Origin of the sequence: Tolypothrix bouteillei VB521301, from assembly GCF_000760695.4 — a bacterium.
In the GTDB taxonomy this organism is placed as follows: domain Bacteria; phylum Cyanobacteriota; class Cyanobacteriia; order Cyanobacteriales; family Nostocaceae; genus Scytonema; species Scytonema bouteillei_A.
Genome location: NZ_JHEG04000001.1, coordinates 62119 through 82276, shown reverse-complemented (window position 1 = coordinate 82276; position 20158 = coordinate 62119). Strand labels below are relative to the sequence as shown.

Genomic DNA, 20158 nt, shown 5'->3' with positions numbered 1-20158 from the left:
CTAACAACTCACGAAAGTGTAAGTACGTTCTTTACGTTGAATACATTAAGCCGCAGGTTACATCCTGACCTCTCATTTGACACTATATTTAGAAGTAACCGATTAGATTTGTGTGTACACCGCAGTACCAAAGGGAGGATGCGCGATCGCACGGTTGAAGTATTTCTGTATTTTACCAAGTGAAAATCTGCTGTATATTTCAACAACAAAACCAAAGTTTTATATTTTTTCCTAACTTATATAAATATGCCTATCAAACCTAAATTTAAAGACCACTTTCATGTTGAATTATCTCCTCCAAAGAATGTGTATCTTTTAAGTGAAAAGGGGCATTTTGTCTTAACGGGACGCTTGTATTATCTGTTAGCACCTTTATTAAATGGGTGTTACACAGTTGAAGAAATGAACAAGCATCTGCAAGGACAAGCATCCGTTGACGAGATTCTCTTTGGTTTAGAACAACTAGAAAAAAAGGGATACATTACCAATGCAAGTAGCACACCGCCTCCCGAAGCAGCATTTTGGAATCTGCTTAATAGAGATGCAGACCTAACCGCTCAACGCTTCCAACAAGTTAAAATTGCGATCGCAACTTTTGGTAATGTCACAGCCGAGCCTTTAAAAGCTATTTTGGAATCTCTAAATATTCCTGTAAGCGATTCAGGTGAATTGACTGCTGTTCTCACCGATGATTATCTCCAACCCGGTTTAGGAACTTTTAACCGAGAAGCTTTGCAAAGTCAACGCCCTTGGCTCCTCCTAAAGCCAGTTGGTGGTACGATTTGGATCGGTCCAGTTTTTCGACCCGGTTATACGGGATGCTGGGAATGTCTGGCGCAACGGCTGCGGTTAAATCGGGAAATCGAATCTTTTCTTCAAGAACAAAAGCAAACTCTTGAGCCGTTTCCGATCTCTCGTGCTGCTTTGCCTTCTACTTTACACACGGGACTGAATATTGCAGCAACTGAAATTGCGAAATGGGTCAGCAATTCAGAACAGCACTCTTTAGAAAAGACTCTGCTCACCTTCGATCTCGTTAGCCTCAATCTACAACGTCACATTTTAGTTCGTCGTCCTCAATGTTTTTGTTGCGGTGAACCTAACTATTTTGTCACCAAAGGGCTGCAACCATTGGAATTAACCAGCCGCAAGAAAAAGTTTACTGACGATGGCGGTTTTCGTCACTGTTTACCTGAAGAAGCGTTTCGATATTACGAACATCACATCAGCCCGATTACTGGGGTCATCAGAAATCTATTTCAACCCTTTGAGACAAACCCTCTCATTCATGCTTATGTTGTAGACCACAGTTTTCCTAGGGAAGGTAAGGAGTTAGAGCATATCAGGAATGCTGTTCGCCCAAAAAGCTTTGGTAAAGGAAAAACCGCAGCACAAGCAAAAATGAGCGCTTTGGGAGAAGCCATAGAGCGGTATTCAGGAACTTATACTGGAGATGAATTAAGGGTGAAAGCCACTTATGCTGAATTGGGAGAATTGGCAATACATCCTTATAAGTGCATGCAATACAGCATAACTCAGTACCGCGATCGCCAAGTATGGAACCAGCAACACCACATTAACCAATGGATACCCGAACCATTTGATGAAAACCGAGAAATTGAATGGACTCCCATCTGGTCTCTCACCCATCAAAAATTCAACTATTTACCGACCGCCTACTGTTACTACGGCTATCCCCTACCTGACGACTACAACTTTTGCTATGCAGATACAAATGGTACGGCTGCTGGAATTTGTCAAGAAGAAGCTATCCTTCAAGGATTTCTGGAGTTAGTAGAACGGGATGCAGTAGCAATATGGTGGTACAACCGTTTACACAGACCGCTAGTTGATATAGATAGTTTTGAAGATTCTTACTTGCGGAACCTAAAAACTTACTATACATCGATCCAGCGAGAGTTTTGGGTGTTAGACCTGACCACCGATTTGAACATTCCTACTTTTGCAGCTATCTCCCGACGCCTAAATCAACAATCGGAAGACATTTTATTTGGATTTGGAACTCACCTCGATCCAAAACTCGCTTTACTGCGTGCTGTGACAGAAATGAATCAGATGGTGTTTCTTTCCGGGGGTGCGAATCCTAATGTTCCAACCAAATTCTCCCGTCAGGATATACAAACTTGGTGTAGAACCGCAACTATAGAAAATCAATCATATTTAGCGCCTAATAGCAATTTATCTGTGAAGGTGCAAGGAAATTACGCTCCATATACCGGGGATGATTTGCGAGATGATATTCAGACGTGTATTGATGTAGCTATAAAACACGGGCTAGAAGTGCTTGTCCTCGATCAAACCCGTCCAGACATTGGTATATGTGTTGCTAAAGTTGTTGTTCCCGGTCTGCGTCACTTTTGGGCGCAGTTTGGTTTGGGTCGGCTTTATGATGTACCTGTGAAGTTGGGTTGGATGCAAGAAGCATTAACGGAGAACGAGCTCAATCCAATTCCCATGTTTTTATAAGGGACTGTCTGGAACCGAGTTCACACCTGTTCCAGACAAGAGCATAAAAGATTGATCTCGATCGCCAATTTACGACAACTTAGCCAAATGGTCAGCCAGACGAAGAGTCAACGCAGCCAGTGTCAAACTCGGATTTGCAGCTGGAATAATGGGAAACACAGACACATCACAAACATACAGATTATCATACGCCTCCATTTTCAGATTTTCATCCACCACACCCGTGCGATCGCGACTCATCCGCATTGAACCACCCGCGTGATGTACCGTTCCTTCATTTCCAAAATGCATTCCATCATTGGGGTTGTGAGGTGCTTGTAGAAATTCGAGGATACTATTGCGTAAATCCCGTACTTCATTAAACAGGTTTGAGCCGGAGAGATTGCGGTTTACCATAACCCCCAACTTTTGTCCTTCACCCCGTGGAAAAACCCGGTTGCGGTCATCAAGCGGACTGGCAAAAACAAATTGCAGGCGAACTGTTGTCTTTTGATCTTTTGCGACTTCTTGCTTCCAAATATCATCATCTGCGTGTGCTACATCCCAATACTTTGGATTGATTAGCAACTCAACATTGTAAGGATGTTCGGTAGTCGTTGCCTGTTTGTGGTACATTAGTATCTTGGCATGATTTTCAAACCCGTTATAAGGGCTGTTCGCGTCCAGCTCGTAGGTATTTGAGAAAAAAGCAGGATGGTCTGTCAAACCTACACCGATTTTTTGATTGGGATCGGAAAGCTGACTGCGTATGGCAATTCGTGGAGTCTCCAAAGAACCAGCCGCCAGCACAATACGCTTTGCGCGATAACGCCGTTGCTGATTGCCTACCAAATCTTGACATACAACAGCAACAGCTTTGCTACCATCAGTTTCTATGTGAGTCACCAAGTGATTTAAGTTGACCGTCAAATTATCTCGTCCGACCGGACCGTTAAATGAAAGAGAATCCAGTAGCAATGAGGCTGTAGAAAAAGTTCCCGTAGACGCTTCGATAACATTTTCCAAACTTCCTTGATTGTCTAAATTGGGTTGATGGCGCGATCGCGGCAAATCTTCCACTTTATAATCTGAAAATGTACTTTGCAATTCCCGAACTATACGATTTTGGAAACGACCGAGAGTTTTTTGTTTCCGCATCAGTTTTTCCGCACGGTCATATCCCTGAGGGCTCTTTAAGTATTCTCCAATACTTTCTGGCCACGCAAGAATTTCCCAATCATGCATGGGTGGAATGAGACCCGACCAAAAGATAGAGCGACCCCCAAAGTTCATCTGTACGCCGAACAAGAACTCAGATCCTGGCTCGTTTGTAAAATGTCCTACTTGATGATGCGATGCAAGCCGAGACCAATCTCCGGGAAGGTTTGTCATGTGTGTGGGATAGAGCAAACTTCCTACTTCTAGCACAAGCACGCGCTGACCGCTGTCGGAGAGCGCGTCAGCTAGAATCCCGCCGCCCATACCCGATCCAACGATTGCAACATCATATTCAATCGTCTCATCAGTATTTCTCGGAATAGCATCTTGCTGAAGCTTACTATCGTCAGTTCGCAAATTATCATAACCGTGTAAATATCGGAGTGGAACTGAGGCAAAAGAAACATTTGCTTCTGTAAAAATATGTTCGCCAAATGGCTGTAGTTGAATGTCCTCTCCTTCCATCCAGACCTGGCGATCCAGTACAAACTTTATCTTGAAACCGTTCCGATACTTGGATTCCTCTAGAAAGAAGACCCATTCGCCATTGTAGTATGCTCCATATATGTCTTGCCACCAACCATCGACATTGTTGCGAATTGTTACAAGATGGTTGGGGCGGTAGTTTTGGGTGCGAAATTTCACGTAAAACTTCTGGACAGGAGCAGCAATAAACGATCTAGCTCCTATGACTTGGTTTGCAACTGCTGTTTCAAGCTCCTGCAAAGAACCCGCCGACCCACTGTGGTAAGGAACGAAGTCCATCTTTAATAACCTCCTGTTGTCGAAAAAGCGGTTACTTGTCCCGTAGGACTGAAGTTCCATCAAAATATACATTATGGATATAGTTGCCGCAATTAAGTACTGATTCACTTGTATATGGCAAAATCACGCAAGCTTGAAGAAACTTTATCTGTCTTGACTCAAATTCGAGAAAATCCACTTGATGAGCGAGCGATCGCGATTCTGCGTCAAACTCTAAAAAGCAAATATTCTATAGCTGTTGCACGCGCTGCAAAGATAATAGGAGAATTAGCAATCTCAAACTTGCTCCCCGACCTTGTTGAAGCGTTTGAGCGAATGATGGTCAACCCAGCACAAACAGATCCGGGTTGTGTTGCGAAAAAGGAGATTGCAGAAACGCTCTACCGCCTTGACTCCCCTCAGGAAAGTCTTTTTCTTCAAGGAATTCATCACATTCAAATGGAACCTGTTTGGGGAGGAAAAGAAGACACAGCAGCAATTTTGCGCGGAATATGCGCTTTAGGTTTGGTAAGGATGAATTATCCAGATGTTATGAACGAATTAGCAGATTTACTCGCCGATTCAAAACCGGAAGCACGAGTTGCTGCAGCAAAAGCGATCGCTTATACTGCGAATGCTCAAGGAGTACCGCTACTGCGTTTGAAAGTTCGCATGGGGGATAAAGCACCTCAAGTTCTCTCGGAATGCTTCATTGCTCTATTACAACTTGCTTCCGTACAATCGCTACCTTTGATTGCAAGTTTTCTTGTAACTTCAGAAGAACAAGTTTGCGAGCTTGCTGCTTTAGCGCTTGGGGAATCGCGATTAAATGAAGCGTTTCTTATTCTAAAAAATTGGTGGGAGAAAACAATAAACGCACAATTGCGTCGAACAGGGCTGCTGGCGATAGCAATGCTGCGACAAGATTGCGCCTTGGAGTTTTTATTATCTTTAATAGAAGAAGGAAAAATTGTAGACGCAAAAGATGCGATCGCAGCCTTAAGTATCTACCGAGAAAATACTGAATTGTGGCAGCAAGTTAAAAGAGCCGTTCAACACAGGGGAGATGATGCAATAATAAAATATTATGCTCTTAATAATAATTAGTCAATGCAATTCATGTTTTCTTAAAAATAGATGAGAATTTTAAAAAAAAATCTAAATTTTAGATATAAATAACTTTGTAATAGTTTTACTAGAAAAACTACAATCCAACCTCTTGACATAAAGTCAAGGGATTAAGATTTGTATAATATTGTTTTTATAGTTAAACTTTTGGAAAGAATTCAAACATAGTCAACAAAATTTTACATAGTAATGATTATAAAAATGCATGGAGCCACCAAACACATTCAAAAATCTACAGAGTCTGGCTGTTTAACCCAAAGAGAGATATTAGCAACCAAGGCAAATTTACTAATTGTTGATGACCATCTCGATAACCTTCGGATACTTGCTGCGATCCTTAACAAACACGGGTATAAAGTTCGGAAGGCGATGAGCGGTCATGTGGCAATAGAAACTATTCGAGTAGAAAAACCCGATCTAATTTTATTAGATATAAAAATGCCAGATATGGATGGATATGAAGTTTGTACTGCGCTAAAAAACTCTTCAGAAACCAGTGAAATTCCGATTATTTTCTTAAGCGCCTTGGATGACGCTACAGATAAAGTGAAGGCTTTTGAAAGTGGATGTGCAGACTATATTACCAAACCTTTTCAGGCTGAAGAAGTTTTAGTGCGAATCAGCCATCAACTCACAATTCAAAAGCAACGACAAGAGCTTTCCGCACAAAACCAGAGATTGCACGAAGAAATTCAAGAGAAAGAACAAGCAGAAGCCGAAACTAAACTGTTGTTGAAAACAATTCAAGCAGTCAGTCAAGCATCTAATTTTGACCTTGCTCTTGATGCTATTTTATGTGAAGTGCGTCAGGGGATCGCTTGGGACTATGCCGAAGTTTGGATTCTCAGTGAAGATGGCACAAATTTGCAATTAAGGCGAACTTCTTATGACTCCAAACAGGTACAATTCAATCGCTTTCATAAAGCCAGTTCCCCTCTAAGGTTTGCACCTTATATGGGCTTAGTAGGACAAGTTTGGGAATTTTTACAACCTGTATGGATTGAGGATTTAGCACAGGTGCAACCACCAGTATTCTTACGGACTGAAGCAGCGATCGCATGTGGATTAAAAGCAGCTTTTGGTGTTCCCATTCTATTGGACCAACAGCTACTGGCTGTTTTAGTTTTCTTCAAACAGTCCCAAATCCCCTATGAGTTCAAAATCGTCCAGCTCGTCAATGCTGTTGCGCTTCAGCTTGGTGAACTCATGCAGCGCAAGAAAGCAGAAGAATCCCTCAGACAAGCCCATCAAAAACTCCAACGGTTGGCTAATTTGGACAGTCTAACGCAAATAGCAAACCGTCGTTGTTTTGATGAAGCCTTCAGTCAGGAATGGCGGCGATCGCGGCGCGAGGGAACTTTTTTAGCATTAATCCTGTGTGATGTAGATTACTTTAAGTACTACAACGATCGCTACGGACATCAAGCAGGGGATATATGCTTGAAACAAGTAGCCCAAGCCCTTGCTAACAATAGCAGACGACCTGCGGATTTGGTAGCTCGCTATGGAGGGGAAGAGTTTATCGTACTTTTACCCAACACCGATTTAAATGGAGCCGTTCACATTGCACAAAAAATTCAAACAGAAATAGCGGCTCTGGGTATTGCTCATGAATCTTCCCTTATCAGTCAAGTTGTAACCATAAGCATGGGTATTGCTTGTGTTGTTCCCACACTAGAAAACTCACCGGAAAACTTAATTGCTACAGCAGATGAAGCACTGTACGTTGCAAAGGCAAGAGGGCGTAATACTTACAGTATCAGTTATTCTAGATGAATTATTTGACTCGCTAGACTAAAAGCAATGAGCAATCAACCCCCAACCTCTCATATTCAAAATTTTAAACACCGCGTAGGTTATATGTCCCTAAGTTGGGTGCTCGTTATTCCATTCGTGTTACAGATGATTGCTGCAACAGCGCTAGTTGGTTACCTATCATTTAAAAATGGACAACAAGCAGTTGATGAGATAGCCAATCAGTTGATGAGCGAGGTAGGGTCTCGCGTTGATTTGTACCTCACTAACTATTTAGCCACCCCACCACTAATCAACCGTATAAATGCTGATGCTGTTCATTCGGGGTATCTAAATTTCCAGAACCGTCCGGCGTTGGAACGTTATCTTTTTAACAAACTCCTGCAATTTGAAAATGTTAGCCACGTAATGGTGGGTACAGCACGAGGCGACTTCATTGTTGCCAATCGGAACCCCCTACTGAGTATCTTGAGTTCCGATCCTGCAAACCCTAGCGTAATATATTACGACGCTGTAGACCGTAAGGGAAGAAAACTCAGTCGTCTGAGAACAATGCCACAATTTTATCTCAAACAACGGCCTTGGTACCGCGCCGCTGTTGAGGAGGGAAAGCCCGTTTGGAGCCCAATTTTCCTGCTGTCTGATAATTCAGATATGTCCCTCAATGCCAACTATCCCATTTACGAGCCAAAAACAAAAAAACTACTTGGTGTCTTCTCTAGTGCTTGCGATCTGTCCTTCTTTCGGAAATTTTTAGCCAGTGTCAAGGTTGGTCAAACTGGAAAAATTTTTATTGTTGAACGTAACGGACTTTTGGTAGGAAGTTCAAGCGATCGACAGCGGCTTCCCTTCAAACAACAAAATGGAAGTCACAAGTTCGAGCGAATTAAAGCAACTGAAAGTTACGACACTTTAATTCAAGCAACCAGTCAATATTTACAAGACAAGTTTGGAAGTTTTAAAAGTTTTCAAAAAAGTCAGCAATTGAGTTTTTGGAATCGCAATCAACGCCAGTATCTACAAGTTATTCCCTATAAAGATAAACTAGGTCTAGATTGGGTGATTGTTATTGTCGTGCCAGAATCAGATTTTATGGCACAAATTAATAATAATACACTTATTACTATATTATTATGCCTAGCAGCAGCTTTTTCTGCTACAGCCATTGGAGTCATTACATCTAACTGGATAACTCGTCCTTTAATAAATTTGAATGCAGCTGCCAAGAAAATTTCTCGGGGAGATTTTAATTATCCGATGACTGTATATCGAGAAGACGAATTGGGAGAACTAGCAAATTCATTTAGAGATATGACAAATCAACTGCAAGCCTCATTACTTGCATTACAACAGACAAATGTCGAATTAGAAAGACGAGTTTGCAAACGAACACTGGAATTGCAACTCAGTGAAGAACGATTAAAACTAGCACTTGAAGGATCGGGAGATGGGTTTTGGGACTGGAATTTAAGTACGAATGAAGTCTACTTCAGCCCTAAATACTTTGAAATGCTTGGTTACGATGCAAGAGAATTCCCCCAAAATTTAAGTACATGGGAACAACTGGTTCATCCTGAAGATAAGGTTTGGGTGAAAGAAATCTTACAAGCGCACCTAAAAGATTGTTCAGTTCCCTATAGATTTGACTATCGACTTCAAACCAAATCTGGTGAATGGAAATGGATTGCTGACTACGGTAAAGTCGTTGTTTGGGATGAAAATGGGAAACCTTTACGAATGACAGGAACGCATCGAGATATTAACGAGCGCAAACAAACTGAGGTTGAACTGCAACGAGCAAAGGAAGCTGCAGAATTCGCAAATCAAGCGAAAAGTATTTTTCTGGCAAACATGAGTCACGAACTCCGGACACCCTTGAATGTCATTTTAGGCTTTGCTCAAGTTATGAGTTATGACTCATCTCTAACACCAGAACAGCAAGAAAACTTACAAATTATGCATCGTAGCGGCGAGCACTTGCTAAGCATCATCAATGATGTTCTTGATTTATCTAAAATCGAAGCGGGACGAATCATATTGGATGAAAGTAGTTTTGACCTTCATGCTTTACTGTATTCTTTAGAGAGTATGTTCCGTCAGCGAACTGAAGCCAAAGGCTTGCAGCTTTCCCTTCAGATTGCTTCAGATTTACCACAATTTATCACCACTGATGCTAACAAACTCCGGCAAGTCTTGACAAATCTACTGGGTAATGCAGTTAAATTTACTCCAAAAGGTAGCGTAATTCTGACAGCAACAAGAGGAGCAAAGAAAGGGCAAAATCAGGTCGATAACGAAAAATCTATAGTGTTCGAGACTCTTGTGTTCTCTGTTGTAGATACCGGAATCGGGATTGCATCACACGAACTTGAGACTATCTTTGATGCTTTTATCCAAACATATTCTGGCAGATCCTCGCAAGAAGGAACGGGGCTGGGATTGACCATTAGCCTCAGATACGCACACTTAATGGGTGGTACTATTACGGTAAGCAGTACTCCCGGTAAGGGTAGTACTTTTAGTGTTGAGGTTCAAGCTCAGTTGGCAAAAGCATCAGATGTGTCACCCGCGCCGATTCAGCGTCGAGTCATCGGACTAGTGGATAGACAACCAGCTTATCGAATTTTAATTGTAGATAACGATCCTGAAAACGGTTACCTGCTGTTCAAGCTACTGACTCAAGTGGGGTTTGAGGTGCAAGTAGCCAAAAATGGAGAAGAAGGTATCCAAATTTGGCAAGAGTGGCGACCACATTTAATTTGGATGGATATTCGTATGCCTGGAATAGATGGGTATCAAACAACACAACGTATTCGTTCGACTCCAGAAGGTCAATCGGCGATCGTTATTGCTCTATCTGCTAGGGCATCAAAAACCAGTCGCACCCTTGCCCTCCAAGCAGGATGTAATGATTTTATCTGCAAACCCTTCCAAGAAAGCGAGCTGTTTGCCAAAATGGAAGAACATTTGGGAGTGAAGTATATATATTCAGATGTAGTTTTATCTTCGGGTTTCCAGAGACAAGAAAAACCATTTGCTTGTGCTTCACTCACAGCTGAGAATTTATCGGTGATGCCTGTTAATTGGATTGATGATTTACACCAAGCAGTACTCTTGTGTGATGATGATGAAGTGTTATCTCTGATCGAACAAATTCCTCAAGAGTACGCATCTCTGATAACTGAGTTGAAACAGCTCACTCGTAACTATCAATTTTCGGAAATTTTGAAACTTATTGATAAATAAGGTGTGTTTTGCTACAGTGACTGACGGTAACTCCTTGGAGTTTGCCCCGTCCATCTCTTAAATGCTCGGTTAAAAGCGCTCGGTTCCGAAAACCCTAACAAAAAGGCTATATCGTAAATCGGAGTTTCTGGATTCTTTAAATGTCGCAAAGCCAACTCTTTACGGGTTTCGTCAAGAATTTGTTGGTAAGATTTCCCTTCAGTTTGCAATTCTCGCTGCAATTGGCGGACACTCATGGCGAGAGATTGAGCGATCGCTTGAATTGATGGTAGCTCCCCTTTAAGTTGTTGCGCGATCGCTTGTACCACTTGTCGAGTATATTTATCCTCTCGCACTATTGTATTGAGCATTGCCTCTGCATGCTGCTCAAAGATCGATAAAAGGTTCGAGTTAGCTGATAAAATAGACCAATCCAAGCAATTGGCATCAAAGATCAAACGGTTTGTAGGCATTGAGAAATGTACATTCGTCTGAAAGATGCGATCGTGTTCGGAAGTATTCACGGGGCGTGGATACCCAAACCAAACAGCGTGAAGGTGAAGTTGCTTTCCTGTCAAAACTCTTGTTGCTGTCAGCAAAGATGAAAAAGTACTTTCAATGGCTTGTCGGGGTTCTGTTAACAAGTAGTTTTTTAAGTCGCCCGCAATATCGCAGTCGCAAAACACCAAACCCTCAGATACAGTGAAGTGAATATACACACCTTGGCTAAACAAATGGGTATATCGAGACAGCTTTTCCAAGACTTGCTCAAGTGTTTGACAGTTCACCATAACATAGCCGAGAATGCCAAACGCTGCCAAATTAAAAACTTCTCCGAGGTGTAAGCCCAGATTTTCATCCCCTGTACGCTGAATTGCTTCCCGCCACACCGCACTGTGAAGTGTACCGGGAATTCTCTCATCCGGTTGGTTCAGCAGGATAGTTTCGATTCCCGCAGCCGCACACAAACTATCTGCATCGACTCCGTATTTTGCAACTGCATATTGCATAATGCTGCGGGTAAGGTAAACAGAGAAAGTGGCTTCTTTCATCTTGTCGCGATCGGTTAACTTCTTGGCAGGATATGTCAATTCACAATAAGGCAGAACCCCTATTCTTGAACTATAGCCAAGCAGCAATGCATCCGGTAATACAAAGGTTCAGACACAATTTTAACCCAAAGGAGTTTTTGTGATGATGGAATTGACAAATGTTCAAAGCCAACCTACTCAGTTAATTGCAACTCAACAACCAGAAACCATTGTGAATTCAGTTACGGGCGATCGCATGACTGTTTTGCATTCAAACCCCACGGGGGAAGGAGAATACTTTAAAGTGCGCTTTGACCTACCCCCCGGTGCAAAAGGTAGCCCGTTGCACTATCACACCAAGATGGGTGAAACCTTTACCGTATTGCAAGGATGTCTGGAAATGGAGGTTGGAGGGAGAGGTAAACGCCTTACACTACAAGCCGGAGAGAGCGTGTATGTTCCTCCTCGAGTGCAACACAGTTTTCGCAATGCTTCAGAAGAATGGGTGACCTATACAAGTGAAAATACCCCTGCAGGACAGTTTGAGCAATTTATCAGAGGGTTGTATGGTTTGGCAATTGATGGCAAAACCAATCGTGAGGGAATGCCTAGCAATCCCTTGCACCTAGCTTTGTTATTAAGGAAAGCTGACACTATCCTTGTTGGTCCGCCACGCCTCGTGCAAAAGTTACTTATCGACACTCTAATTCAGGTAGCGCTTTGGCTCGATAGCGAGCAAGCGATCGTTAAATACTGGAACAAAAAAGGATAAAGTATCGGAGATCAAGGATGCAAGAATTCAAGTTGTCTTCTTCATTTAAAGATAAGTGAGACAACTTTATCTACCACTAAAGAAAATTTGGGCGGAACATCCTTTCTTGGAAGCCTACAGATTTCTTGAACAGACACTTTTCTCCTTGATACTTTATTAACTTTAAGCAATTTTTACAATTTTTTAAAACGATGACAATCAGCCCAGCAACTTGTGTTATCCTTAATTCACAGGATTTATATTCGGTTTTGCAGTTTGTCTCATGGTACTTACAAGCGTAATCTCCGAATCTAACTCTCATCGCCAATTGATTCAGGAGATGTTTTATGTCAATTTACGTCGGTAATTTATCGTATGAAGTTCAAGAGAACGATATCAGACACGTTTTTTCAGAGTATGGAACCGTAAAAAGAGTCCAATTACCCGTAGATCGGGAAACAGGTCGAGTGAGAGGCTTTGCCTTTGTAGATATGGGAACAGATGCAGAAGAAACAACAGCTATTGAATCGCTTGATGGGGCTGAATGGATGGGTCGGAATCTAAAAGTTAACAAAGCTAAGCCACGTGAAGACAGAGGTTCTTCATACGGTGGTGGTGGCGGTAGACGTGGAAATAACAGTGGTGGTTATTCCAGACGCTACTAAAGCTTGAGAACAAGAATCAAATAACTGTAAAGTCGTGGGCAGGCACAAAGCCTGCCTTTTTTGATAGATTTTATTCTTACTCACCAGTCATTATTCACTGGTTATCGGTTACTGTAGCGAAGTGTCTCTGAAAGAGGAGAGCCCCTATATTGGTTAGCAAACAAGAGAGTGCTAGCAGTAACAAAATATAAGTGGGAGCCATGACTATGCCAACTGCAAACCAGGTGTATACGTGCAATACCATGATTAAAGCGAGAAGAGTGGCAACTCCTGCAGATCGCCATATTTGATGTGTTGGGCGATCGAACGCAGTGAGAAGCATTGTAACGATTGTGGCAACTAGGTTAGCTGGTACTAGAAAGGCACAAAGACTGACACAATTGGTACGGGAAAGCTCAGCTAAGCTGTTTAAATCAAGCATTAATGTTCTGGGATGAATGTTAACCTAGACCAGAAAGGCACCCATGCTGAGAATAGAGGGCAACAGAGCTTAATTTCCTAAACTCCCAAGTGCTTTTTCAACTGCATAGTTCTTTTTGCCTGCCTGTACTAGATATAGAATGTTTAACATATTTATAAAATAAGGAAGTGCTCGCTAGCGTGCTTAATTAACAAAATAACGATTAAGTTAACATAAGTTAAATATATTAAATATTTTTATTATTAAGCCTTAAAAAGTCATCTACTTATATTGTATGTGATATCATGTGTGAGTTTACCTACGCGATCGTTGGAACTGGTGCATTGGGTGGCTTCTATGGAGCCAAACTGCAACAATCTGGGTTAAATGTCCACTTTTTGCTCAAAAGCGATTGCGAACACGTCAGGCAACATGGCTTAGTTATAAAGTCAGTGGATGGCGACTTTACATTACCTCGTGTCAAGGCGTATTCTGATGTTCAAAAGATCCCAGCCTGCGATGTCGTCGTGATTTCACTGAAAACGACGCAAAATCATTTACTACCACAAATATTACCTTTTGCAGTCAAGGATACTGGGATAGTGCTGGTTTTACAGAATGGGTTTGGCATAGAAGCAGAAGTTGCTCAAATTGTTGGTAGTGATAAAGTCATAGGTGGGATATGCTTTTTGACTGCAAATAAAATTGCGCCCGGATACATCCGTCACCTCAGCTACAAAAACATCATACTTTGTGAATATACACAAAACTATCATCCAGGTGGTATCACAGAACGCCTGCGACAAATAGGAAAAGATTTTGAAAATGCTGGCATTCCTGTTGAATTAGATGAAGATTTACTTTTGGCTCGTTGGAAAAAACTAGTATGGAATATTCCATATAACGGACTTTCTGTGATTCTGAACGCAACAACAGCAGAATTAATGGCGTCTCCTGACTCCAGCAAGTTAGTTGAGGAACTTATGTATGAGGTGGCGACGGGCGCAAAAGCTTTAGGACGCACGATTCCTGACACTTTCATTCAAAAAATGCTCCACAATACAGCCAAGATGACACCATACTTAACCAGTATGAAAATAGATTATGATGAACGCCGTCCTATGGAAGTAGAAGCCATTTTTGGAAATCCATTGCGGATGGTACAAGCGGCTGGTACCAATCTCCCTAAAATAGATTGTCTTTACCAGCAACTAAAGTTTTTAGATGCGATGAGAACTGCAAGATGAGGGATGGACAGCAAGCCTTCCCGAAGTATGATGTCCGAGCAAACGATCGCAACCCCTGTGACAGATGCCTTATATGAATAAAATTACTTATATTTTTGGTGCATTTGTAAAAGTTTAGAAAATGCGATCGCCAAATCGCACTTCTACTATATATAAATTATTGGGAGACTCTAGGCTATGCGGTGGGAATTTGGTCGTAGAAGTACCAATGTTGAAGATAGGCGTGGAAGTCGGATTTCCGCACCTGTTGTCGGGGGTGGTATTGGGGCAATTGTTTTGTCATTAATTGTAGCGTTATTAGGTGGCGATCCCAGCGTTATTTGGGACCAAACACAAGCACCAAGCAGCCCTAACTCAGAGTCTACTCAAACAGAACGTTCTGCAACAAGCGACGATCGCTTGACTGATTTTGTTTCAGTTGTCCTAGCAGATACTGAGGATACCTGGAATAGCCTGTTTCGGCAAATGGGACGAACTTATGTAGAGCCAAAGTTAGTGCTTTACTCTGATGCTATTCGGTCTGCTTGTGGCTATGCGCGATCGGCAGTAGGTCCTTTTTATTGTCCTGCGGATCAAAAACTTTATATTGATTTAAGCTTTTATAGAGATTTAAAGAATAGATACCAAGCTCCTGGAGATTTTGCTCAAGCATATGTTATTGCTCACGAGGTTGGACACCACGTTCAGACTCTTATGGGTATTTCTGACAAAGTTCGTGCAGCACAAAGTCAAGTTCCTCAAGAACAAGCCAATCAACTTTCCGTTCGCCAGGAGTTACAAGCAGACTGTTTTGCTGGTATTTGGGCACATCACGCCCAGCGATCGCGCCAGGTTTTAGAAACAGGTGATATTGAAGAAGCACTCAATGCAGCTAGCAGTCTTGGAGACGATCGCTTGCAAAGCCAAGCGAGAGGATATGTCACCCCAGAATCCTTCACACACGGCACTTCGGCTCAGAGAGCGCGTTGGTTTAAGCAAGGTATTCAGACAGGAGATCCCGCCCAATGCAATACTTTTGGAGTGGCAAGCCTCTAAAACAAGCCTCTAAAATACGAGCTGCGCTACTATATTTTAGTACTCACCAAGCGGTGTTTTGTCTACCTAATTCCATAGGACAATGCAACTCCAAGATTACAACCCCAGTGGCGTAGGTCAAATAAATGGTAACCTCCTAGGGTTACCATTTGATTACGAGTCAGCGAAACTAATAGTCTTTGGCGTACCGTGGGAAGTGACCGTTTCCTATGGTGCAGGTACTGCTAACGGACCGCAGCGCGTTCTTGATGCCTCAACGCAACTGGATTTGTTCGATATCGATAATCCTGATGGATGGAAACAGGGAATATTTATGGTGGAAATTCCCCAAGATATTCTTGAGAAAAACGCGTATTATCGCGATCGCGCAGCAGAAATTATCCAACGTCTAGAGCAAGGCAAACCCCTGACAGCAACACCAGATTTAACACCAGTCCTGACAGAAATAAATCAAGCTTGCCAACAAGTCAATCAATGGTTGTTTGAAAAGACCAAAGAAGCAATAGATAATGGCAAACGAGTTGCTGCGATCGGCGGGGATCACAGTGTGCCATTAGGATATTATCAAGCATTGGCAACTGCCTATCCCAACTTTGGCATTTTACACATTGATGCCCATGCAGATTTACGCGATGCGTATGAAGGATTTGAGTTTTCTCATGCATCCATCATGTTTAATGCCATGAAAATCCCGCAAATTTCCAAGTTAGTGCAGGTTGCTTTGCGCGATATCAGCCATGATGAAGTGCAAACCATCGACCGCTCGAACGGTAGAATTGTTGCCTATTACGACCCAATTATCAAACAAAAACTGTACTCTGGCACAACTTGGATTGAAATGTGCCGGGAAATCATCAGTCATTTGCCCGAACAAGTCTACATTAGCTTTGATGTTGATGGTCTCGATCCCAAACTCTGTTCGAGTACGGGAACTCCCGTTCCTGGAGGGCTGGAATTAGAGCAAGCTTTTTTTCTGTTCCGTGAATTAGTTCATAGCGGTAGAAAAATTATTGGTTTCGATCTCTGCGAAGTAGGTGATGCAGAGTGGGATGGTAATGTTGGTGCTCGTATAGTTTACAAACTATCAAATCTCATGGATTTATCACAAAAAAGTTAGTTATTGAACCGGGATTTCATATTCTATAAAGACAAGTGAGCCTTTGGGTGAGAGAAGAATGTTCATTCACTATCTTCAAAGCAGCACAAGATTTTCATTGGCTGCTTTGAACTTTCACTTTGAACATCAAATCATTAAAGTCTTTATCTCCCCCACCGAGGGTATCCTCAAATGCCAATTGATTCTTGCCAAGTGACTTGACGTGCTCGATCTTATCGGGGTTTCCCGTTCCGTAGCTAAAGAATGCTTGGAGAGAGGAATTGCTCGTTTTATTGCTAGATATGCTGTTGAGGTACTCTTGCGCCGTACCATTTGCAATTAGGTAAGGAGCATATAAAGCTCCACCCTCGAGTTGAGAGATGAGTTGACCTGTATTTCGATTTAGCTCTACCTCCACCCGTTGTTGAAGCGCTACTTGAACGTAACCTTTTTCGCCTGGAGGAATTAATTTGCCTGTTAAAGAGTCAAAAACTGCTCCATCTATATTAGCAATTTTGTAGAATCCTACACTATTATTGTAAGCTGCATGACTCTTAACGTCATAGAAATTGACAAAGACTTTGTTATCAATCTGACCATCTTTATTAAGGTCAATCTGACGCAGGTCAAGCAATGGCGCTTGAGAGTCTTTTGAAGGATTTAACACATTTATAATCTCTGGATCGACGATTGTGGTTTTATCAGTGACATGGCTTCCTGAAGTGTTACGCGGGGTATCGAGCGCTGACTTAATACTCTGAGTGATGTTCTTGCCACCGTTTAATAATACAGAAGCAATATTAGTGCTGGAGTCTTTAGTGTTTGATGAAAACTCAATATTATCAAAGCGAGTAGGCTGGTTGTAATCACTGAGATTGCCTGAAGAAGACTGTTGGAAAGTTGTTGAAGTATAACTGCCCCCAGTACTTATATTTTCAGGGCTAGATATAGGACTACCAGAGTTTATCTGAGGGGAAATATCCGGTGAAACATGATTTAACGTATCACCATTTCCTGGTGAGTTATTTGGAATTGTGGGGTCGGGATTGGAAGTTGGTGGTAAACCTCCATTAGTATTGTCAGTATTGCCTTGGGTATCGCTTGGAAGTGTAGGGTCGGGATTGGAAGTTGGTGGTAAACCTCCATTAGTATTGTCAGTATTGCCTTGGGTATCGCTCGGAAGTGTGGGGTCGGGATTGGAAGTTGGGGGCAAACCTCCATTAGTATTGTCAGTATTGCCTTGGCTATCGCTCGGAAGTGTGGGGTCGGGTTCGGAAGTCGGTGGTAAACCTCCATTAGTATTGTCAGTATTGCCTTGGCTATCGCTCGGAAGCGTGGGGTCGGGTTCGGATGTCGGTGGTAAACCTCCATTAGTATTGTCAGTGTTACCTTGGCTATCGCTCGGAAGCGTGGGATCGGGATTGGAAGTCGGTGGTAAACCTCCATTAGTATTGTCAGTGTTACCTTGGCTATCGCTCGGAAGCGTGGGATCGGGATTGGAAGTTGGGGGCAAACCTCCATTAGTATTGTCAGTATTGCCTTGGGTATCGTTTGGAAGTGTGGGACCGGGATTGGAAGTCGGTGGTAAACCTCCATTAGTATTGTCAGTATTGCCTTGGGTATCGTTTGGCGGTGTAGGGTCGGGATTGGAAGTTGGGGGCAAACCTCCATTAGTATTGTCAGTGTTACCTTGGGTATCGTTTGGCGGTGTAGGGTCGGGATTGGAAGTTGGTGGTAAACCTCCATTAGTATTGTCAGTATTGCCTTGGGTATCGTTTGGCGGTGTAGGGTCGGGATTGGAAGTTGGGGGCAAACCTCCATTAGTATTGTCAGTGTTACCTTGGGTATCGTTTGGCGGTGTAGGGTCGGGATTGGAAGTTGGGGGCAAACCTCCATTAGTATTGTCAGTGTTACCTTGGGTATCGTTTGGCGGTGTAGGGTCGGGATTGGAAGTTGGTGGTAAACCTCCATTAGTATTGTCAGTATTGCCTTGGGTATCGTTTGGAAGTGTGGGACCGGAATTGGAAGTTGGGGGTAAATCCACATCAATACTGTCATCTTCAAAGAGAATAACAGAGTTTGCAGGTAGCACTATAGTATTATTATTGACCGTATCCCAAGCAGTTAATTCTTGACTATAACCAGAGTCAGAAATAATATGTTTGCTGACATTAGATGATGTTGAGTTCCAATTATTGAATGTAACAGCAACTTCTTGAGAGCTATTTGAAGAGTTAATTAATACATAGGCTTTATGAGAACCAGGACGATCTATTGCAAAAGTTTCAATATTACTGTTATTGCTGGTTGTAGCAATACGATTACCAACTAAATATTGATTAAACAAATGTAGAAGTTCGCCACCAGGACGTAACGTATCATTATAACTTGTTTTCCCGTAGCTACCGTCTTTTTCATTCCAAGAGAGCGATGCTGAAGCACCGTTTTCTATAGCTTTTATTATTGATAATGCATCAAAAATGGCTCCTTTGTTGTTAGCCATACGTGGATCGTGAGTTTCCCAAGTCCAGCTAATGTTATACTCACCTAATATAGCAGGAATCTCTCGATCGGGGCTGAGCTTTTTGAGCGTATCAACAATACTTTTTGTGTATTTCCCAATAGAATTAGTAGCATTAAAGACTTCTTGGTCTGGAGTCGAAGCACTACCTGTAGGGTAATAGTGATAGGTAAAAAAGTCTAGATTGTCTATTGTTCCTTTGACGAAGGGTTCATAGAAAGGAGTTAAGTCAGGACGAGCAATACTTGGTCCACCGACTTTAATGCTCGGATCGACCGCCTTCATTGCTTCAGCAACTTTGTTATAAATAGTTATTAATTCGTCCAAACGATCTGGTTGATTTGGGTCAATCAGCTTACCCCAACCACTTTTAGTGTGAAAAATACTAAAGTATTCAATATCTTTCTCGTTAGTAATTTCCCAATATTGAACGCCTAAGTTATTATCCTTATTAACAATTTTGACTAAATCCGCGCATAATTTTGCGTATTCGTCAAAGCGATCGCTATCTAAATAACCATCATTGTTGGCGTCCATCCAACTTGGCCATGAAGGAATATTGAACATGCGTTTGGGCTGATCTGCACCAAACATATCAATGGAAGCTTGAATAGTATTGACAACTTTTTGAACGTCCCACGTTTTATTTTTAGTATCGATTAAGCCATGATCCTTGCTAGAGTCTTTCATATAATCCACATTATGAAAGCGGATTATTCCCGGACTCATATAGTTCATGTTGCTGCGATATTTTGAGTTACCTGCATCTGCAACAGCCCTATAAACATTTATTCCAAAATGTTCATCTTTGGTCTGTCCTTCAACAGCATTCCAATCAACCGTTACATTTAAATAAGTAGTATTCATGAATCATTT

The 20158-nt window shown here is 42.1% G+C and carries 13 protein-coding genes; 9 read left to right on the top strand and 4 right to left on the bottom strand.

The genetic code is table 11. From position 1 onward, the window contains the following. Positions 1 to 246: 246 nt before the first annotated feature. The gene (locus tag HC643_RS00365) at positions 247 to 2487 is read left to right on the top strand and encodes a TOMM precursor leader peptide-binding protein (protein ID WP_038077623.1); all 2241 of its coding nucleotides are present in this window, start codon (positions 247 to 249) and stop codon (positions 2485 to 2487) included. Between the two features lie 69 nt (positions 2488 to 2556). Here HC643_RS00365 and HC643_RS00360 read toward each other — a convergent pair whose 3' ends face one another. After that, entirely contained in the window at positions 2557 to 4449 is a 1893-nt protein-coding gene (locus tag HC643_RS00360) for a GMC oxidoreductase (RefSeq protein WP_038077625.1), read from the bottom strand. Between the two features lie 114 nt (positions 4450 to 4563). On the opposite strand from HC643_RS00360, the gene HC643_RS00355 reads away from it, so the two are divergent. The 3 genes from HC643_RS00355 to HC643_RS00345 all read left to right on the top strand — a co-directional run bounded on the left by HC643_RS00355 (position 4564) and on the right by HC643_RS00345 (position 10557). Beyond that, positions 4564 to 5535, top strand: a complete 972-nt coding sequence (locus HC643_RS00355; protein ID WP_038077627.1) for a hypothetical protein — start codon at positions 4564 to 4566, stop codon at positions 5533 to 5535. Positions 5536 to 5745: 210 nt separating this feature from the next. Next, on the top strand, positions 5746 to 7332 hold the full coding sequence (locus HC643_RS00350) for a diguanylate cyclase domain-containing protein (protein WP_050045441.1): 1587 nt from the start codon (positions 5746 to 5748) through the stop codon (positions 7330 to 7332). Positions 7333 to 7359: 27 nt separating this feature from the next. Next, positions 7360 to 10557: a response regulator gene (locus HC643_RS00345; RefSeq protein ID WP_050045442.1), complete on the top strand. Its 3198-nt coding sequence runs from the start codon at positions 7360 to 7362 to the stop codon at positions 10555 to 10557. Positions 10558 to 10568: 11 nt separating this feature from the next. Here HC643_RS00345 and HC643_RS00340 read toward each other — a convergent pair whose 3' ends face one another. Continuing rightward, a complete protein-coding gene (locus HC643_RS00340) occupies positions 10569 to 11588 on the bottom strand; it encodes an AraC family transcriptional regulator (RefSeq protein ID WP_038077630.1) in 1020 nt (339 codons plus the stop codon). Positions 11589 to 11730: 142 nt separating this feature from the next. Between HC643_RS00340 and HC643_RS00335 the strand changes: the two genes are divergently transcribed. Next, positions 11731 to 12339, top strand: a complete 609-nt coding sequence (locus HC643_RS00335; protein ID WP_237265793.1) for a cupin domain-containing protein — start codon at positions 11731 to 11733, stop codon at positions 12337 to 12339. Positions 12340 to 12665: 326 nt separating this feature from the next. Further along, positions 12666 to 12983 carry an RNA recognition motif domain-containing protein gene (locus HC643_RS00330; protein ID WP_038077635.1) on the top strand — a complete coding sequence of 106 codons (318 nt, stop codon included), beginning with the start codon at positions 12666 to 12668 and terminating at the stop codon, positions 12981 to 12983. Between the two features lie 94 nt (positions 12984 to 13077). Here the strand turns inward: HC643_RS00330 and HC643_RS00325 are convergent, their stop codons facing one another. Further along, entirely contained in the window at positions 13078 to 13404 is a 327-nt protein-coding gene (locus HC643_RS00325) for a hypothetical protein (RefSeq protein WP_038077637.1), read from the bottom strand. A gap of 284 nt (positions 13405 to 13688) precedes the next feature. Between HC643_RS00325 and HC643_RS00320 the strand changes: the two genes are divergently transcribed. The 3 genes from HC643_RS00320 to speB all read left to right on the top strand — a co-directional run bounded on the left by HC643_RS00320 (position 13689) and on the right by speB (position 16782). Then, positions 13689 to 14630 carry a putative 2-dehydropantoate 2-reductase gene (locus HC643_RS00320; protein ID WP_038077640.1) on the top strand — a complete coding sequence of 314 codons (942 nt, stop codon included), beginning with the start codon at positions 13689 to 13691 and terminating at the stop codon, positions 14628 to 14630. A 177-nt stretch (positions 14631 to 14807) separates the two neighbouring features. Then, a complete protein-coding gene (gene ypfJ / locus HC643_RS00315) occupies positions 14808 to 15665 on the top strand; it encodes a KPN_02809 family neutral zinc metallopeptidase (RefSeq protein WP_038077643.1) in 858 nt (285 codons plus the stop codon). An 82-nt stretch (positions 15666 to 15747) separates the two neighbouring features. Then, positions 15748 to 16782, top strand: coding sequence for an agmatinase SpeB (gene speB / locus HC643_RS00310; RefSeq protein WP_038077646.1), 1035 nt, complete (start codon positions 15748 to 15750; stop codon positions 16780 to 16782). Between the two features lie 94 nt (positions 16783 to 16876). Here speB and HC643_RS00305 read toward each other — a convergent pair whose 3' ends face one another. Next, positions 16877 to 20149: a DUF4114 domain-containing protein gene (locus tag HC643_RS00305; protein WP_167844588.1), complete on the bottom strand. Its 3273-nt coding sequence runs from the start codon at positions 20147 to 20149 to the stop codon at positions 16877 to 16879. Positions 20150 to 20158: the final 9 nt, after the last annotated feature.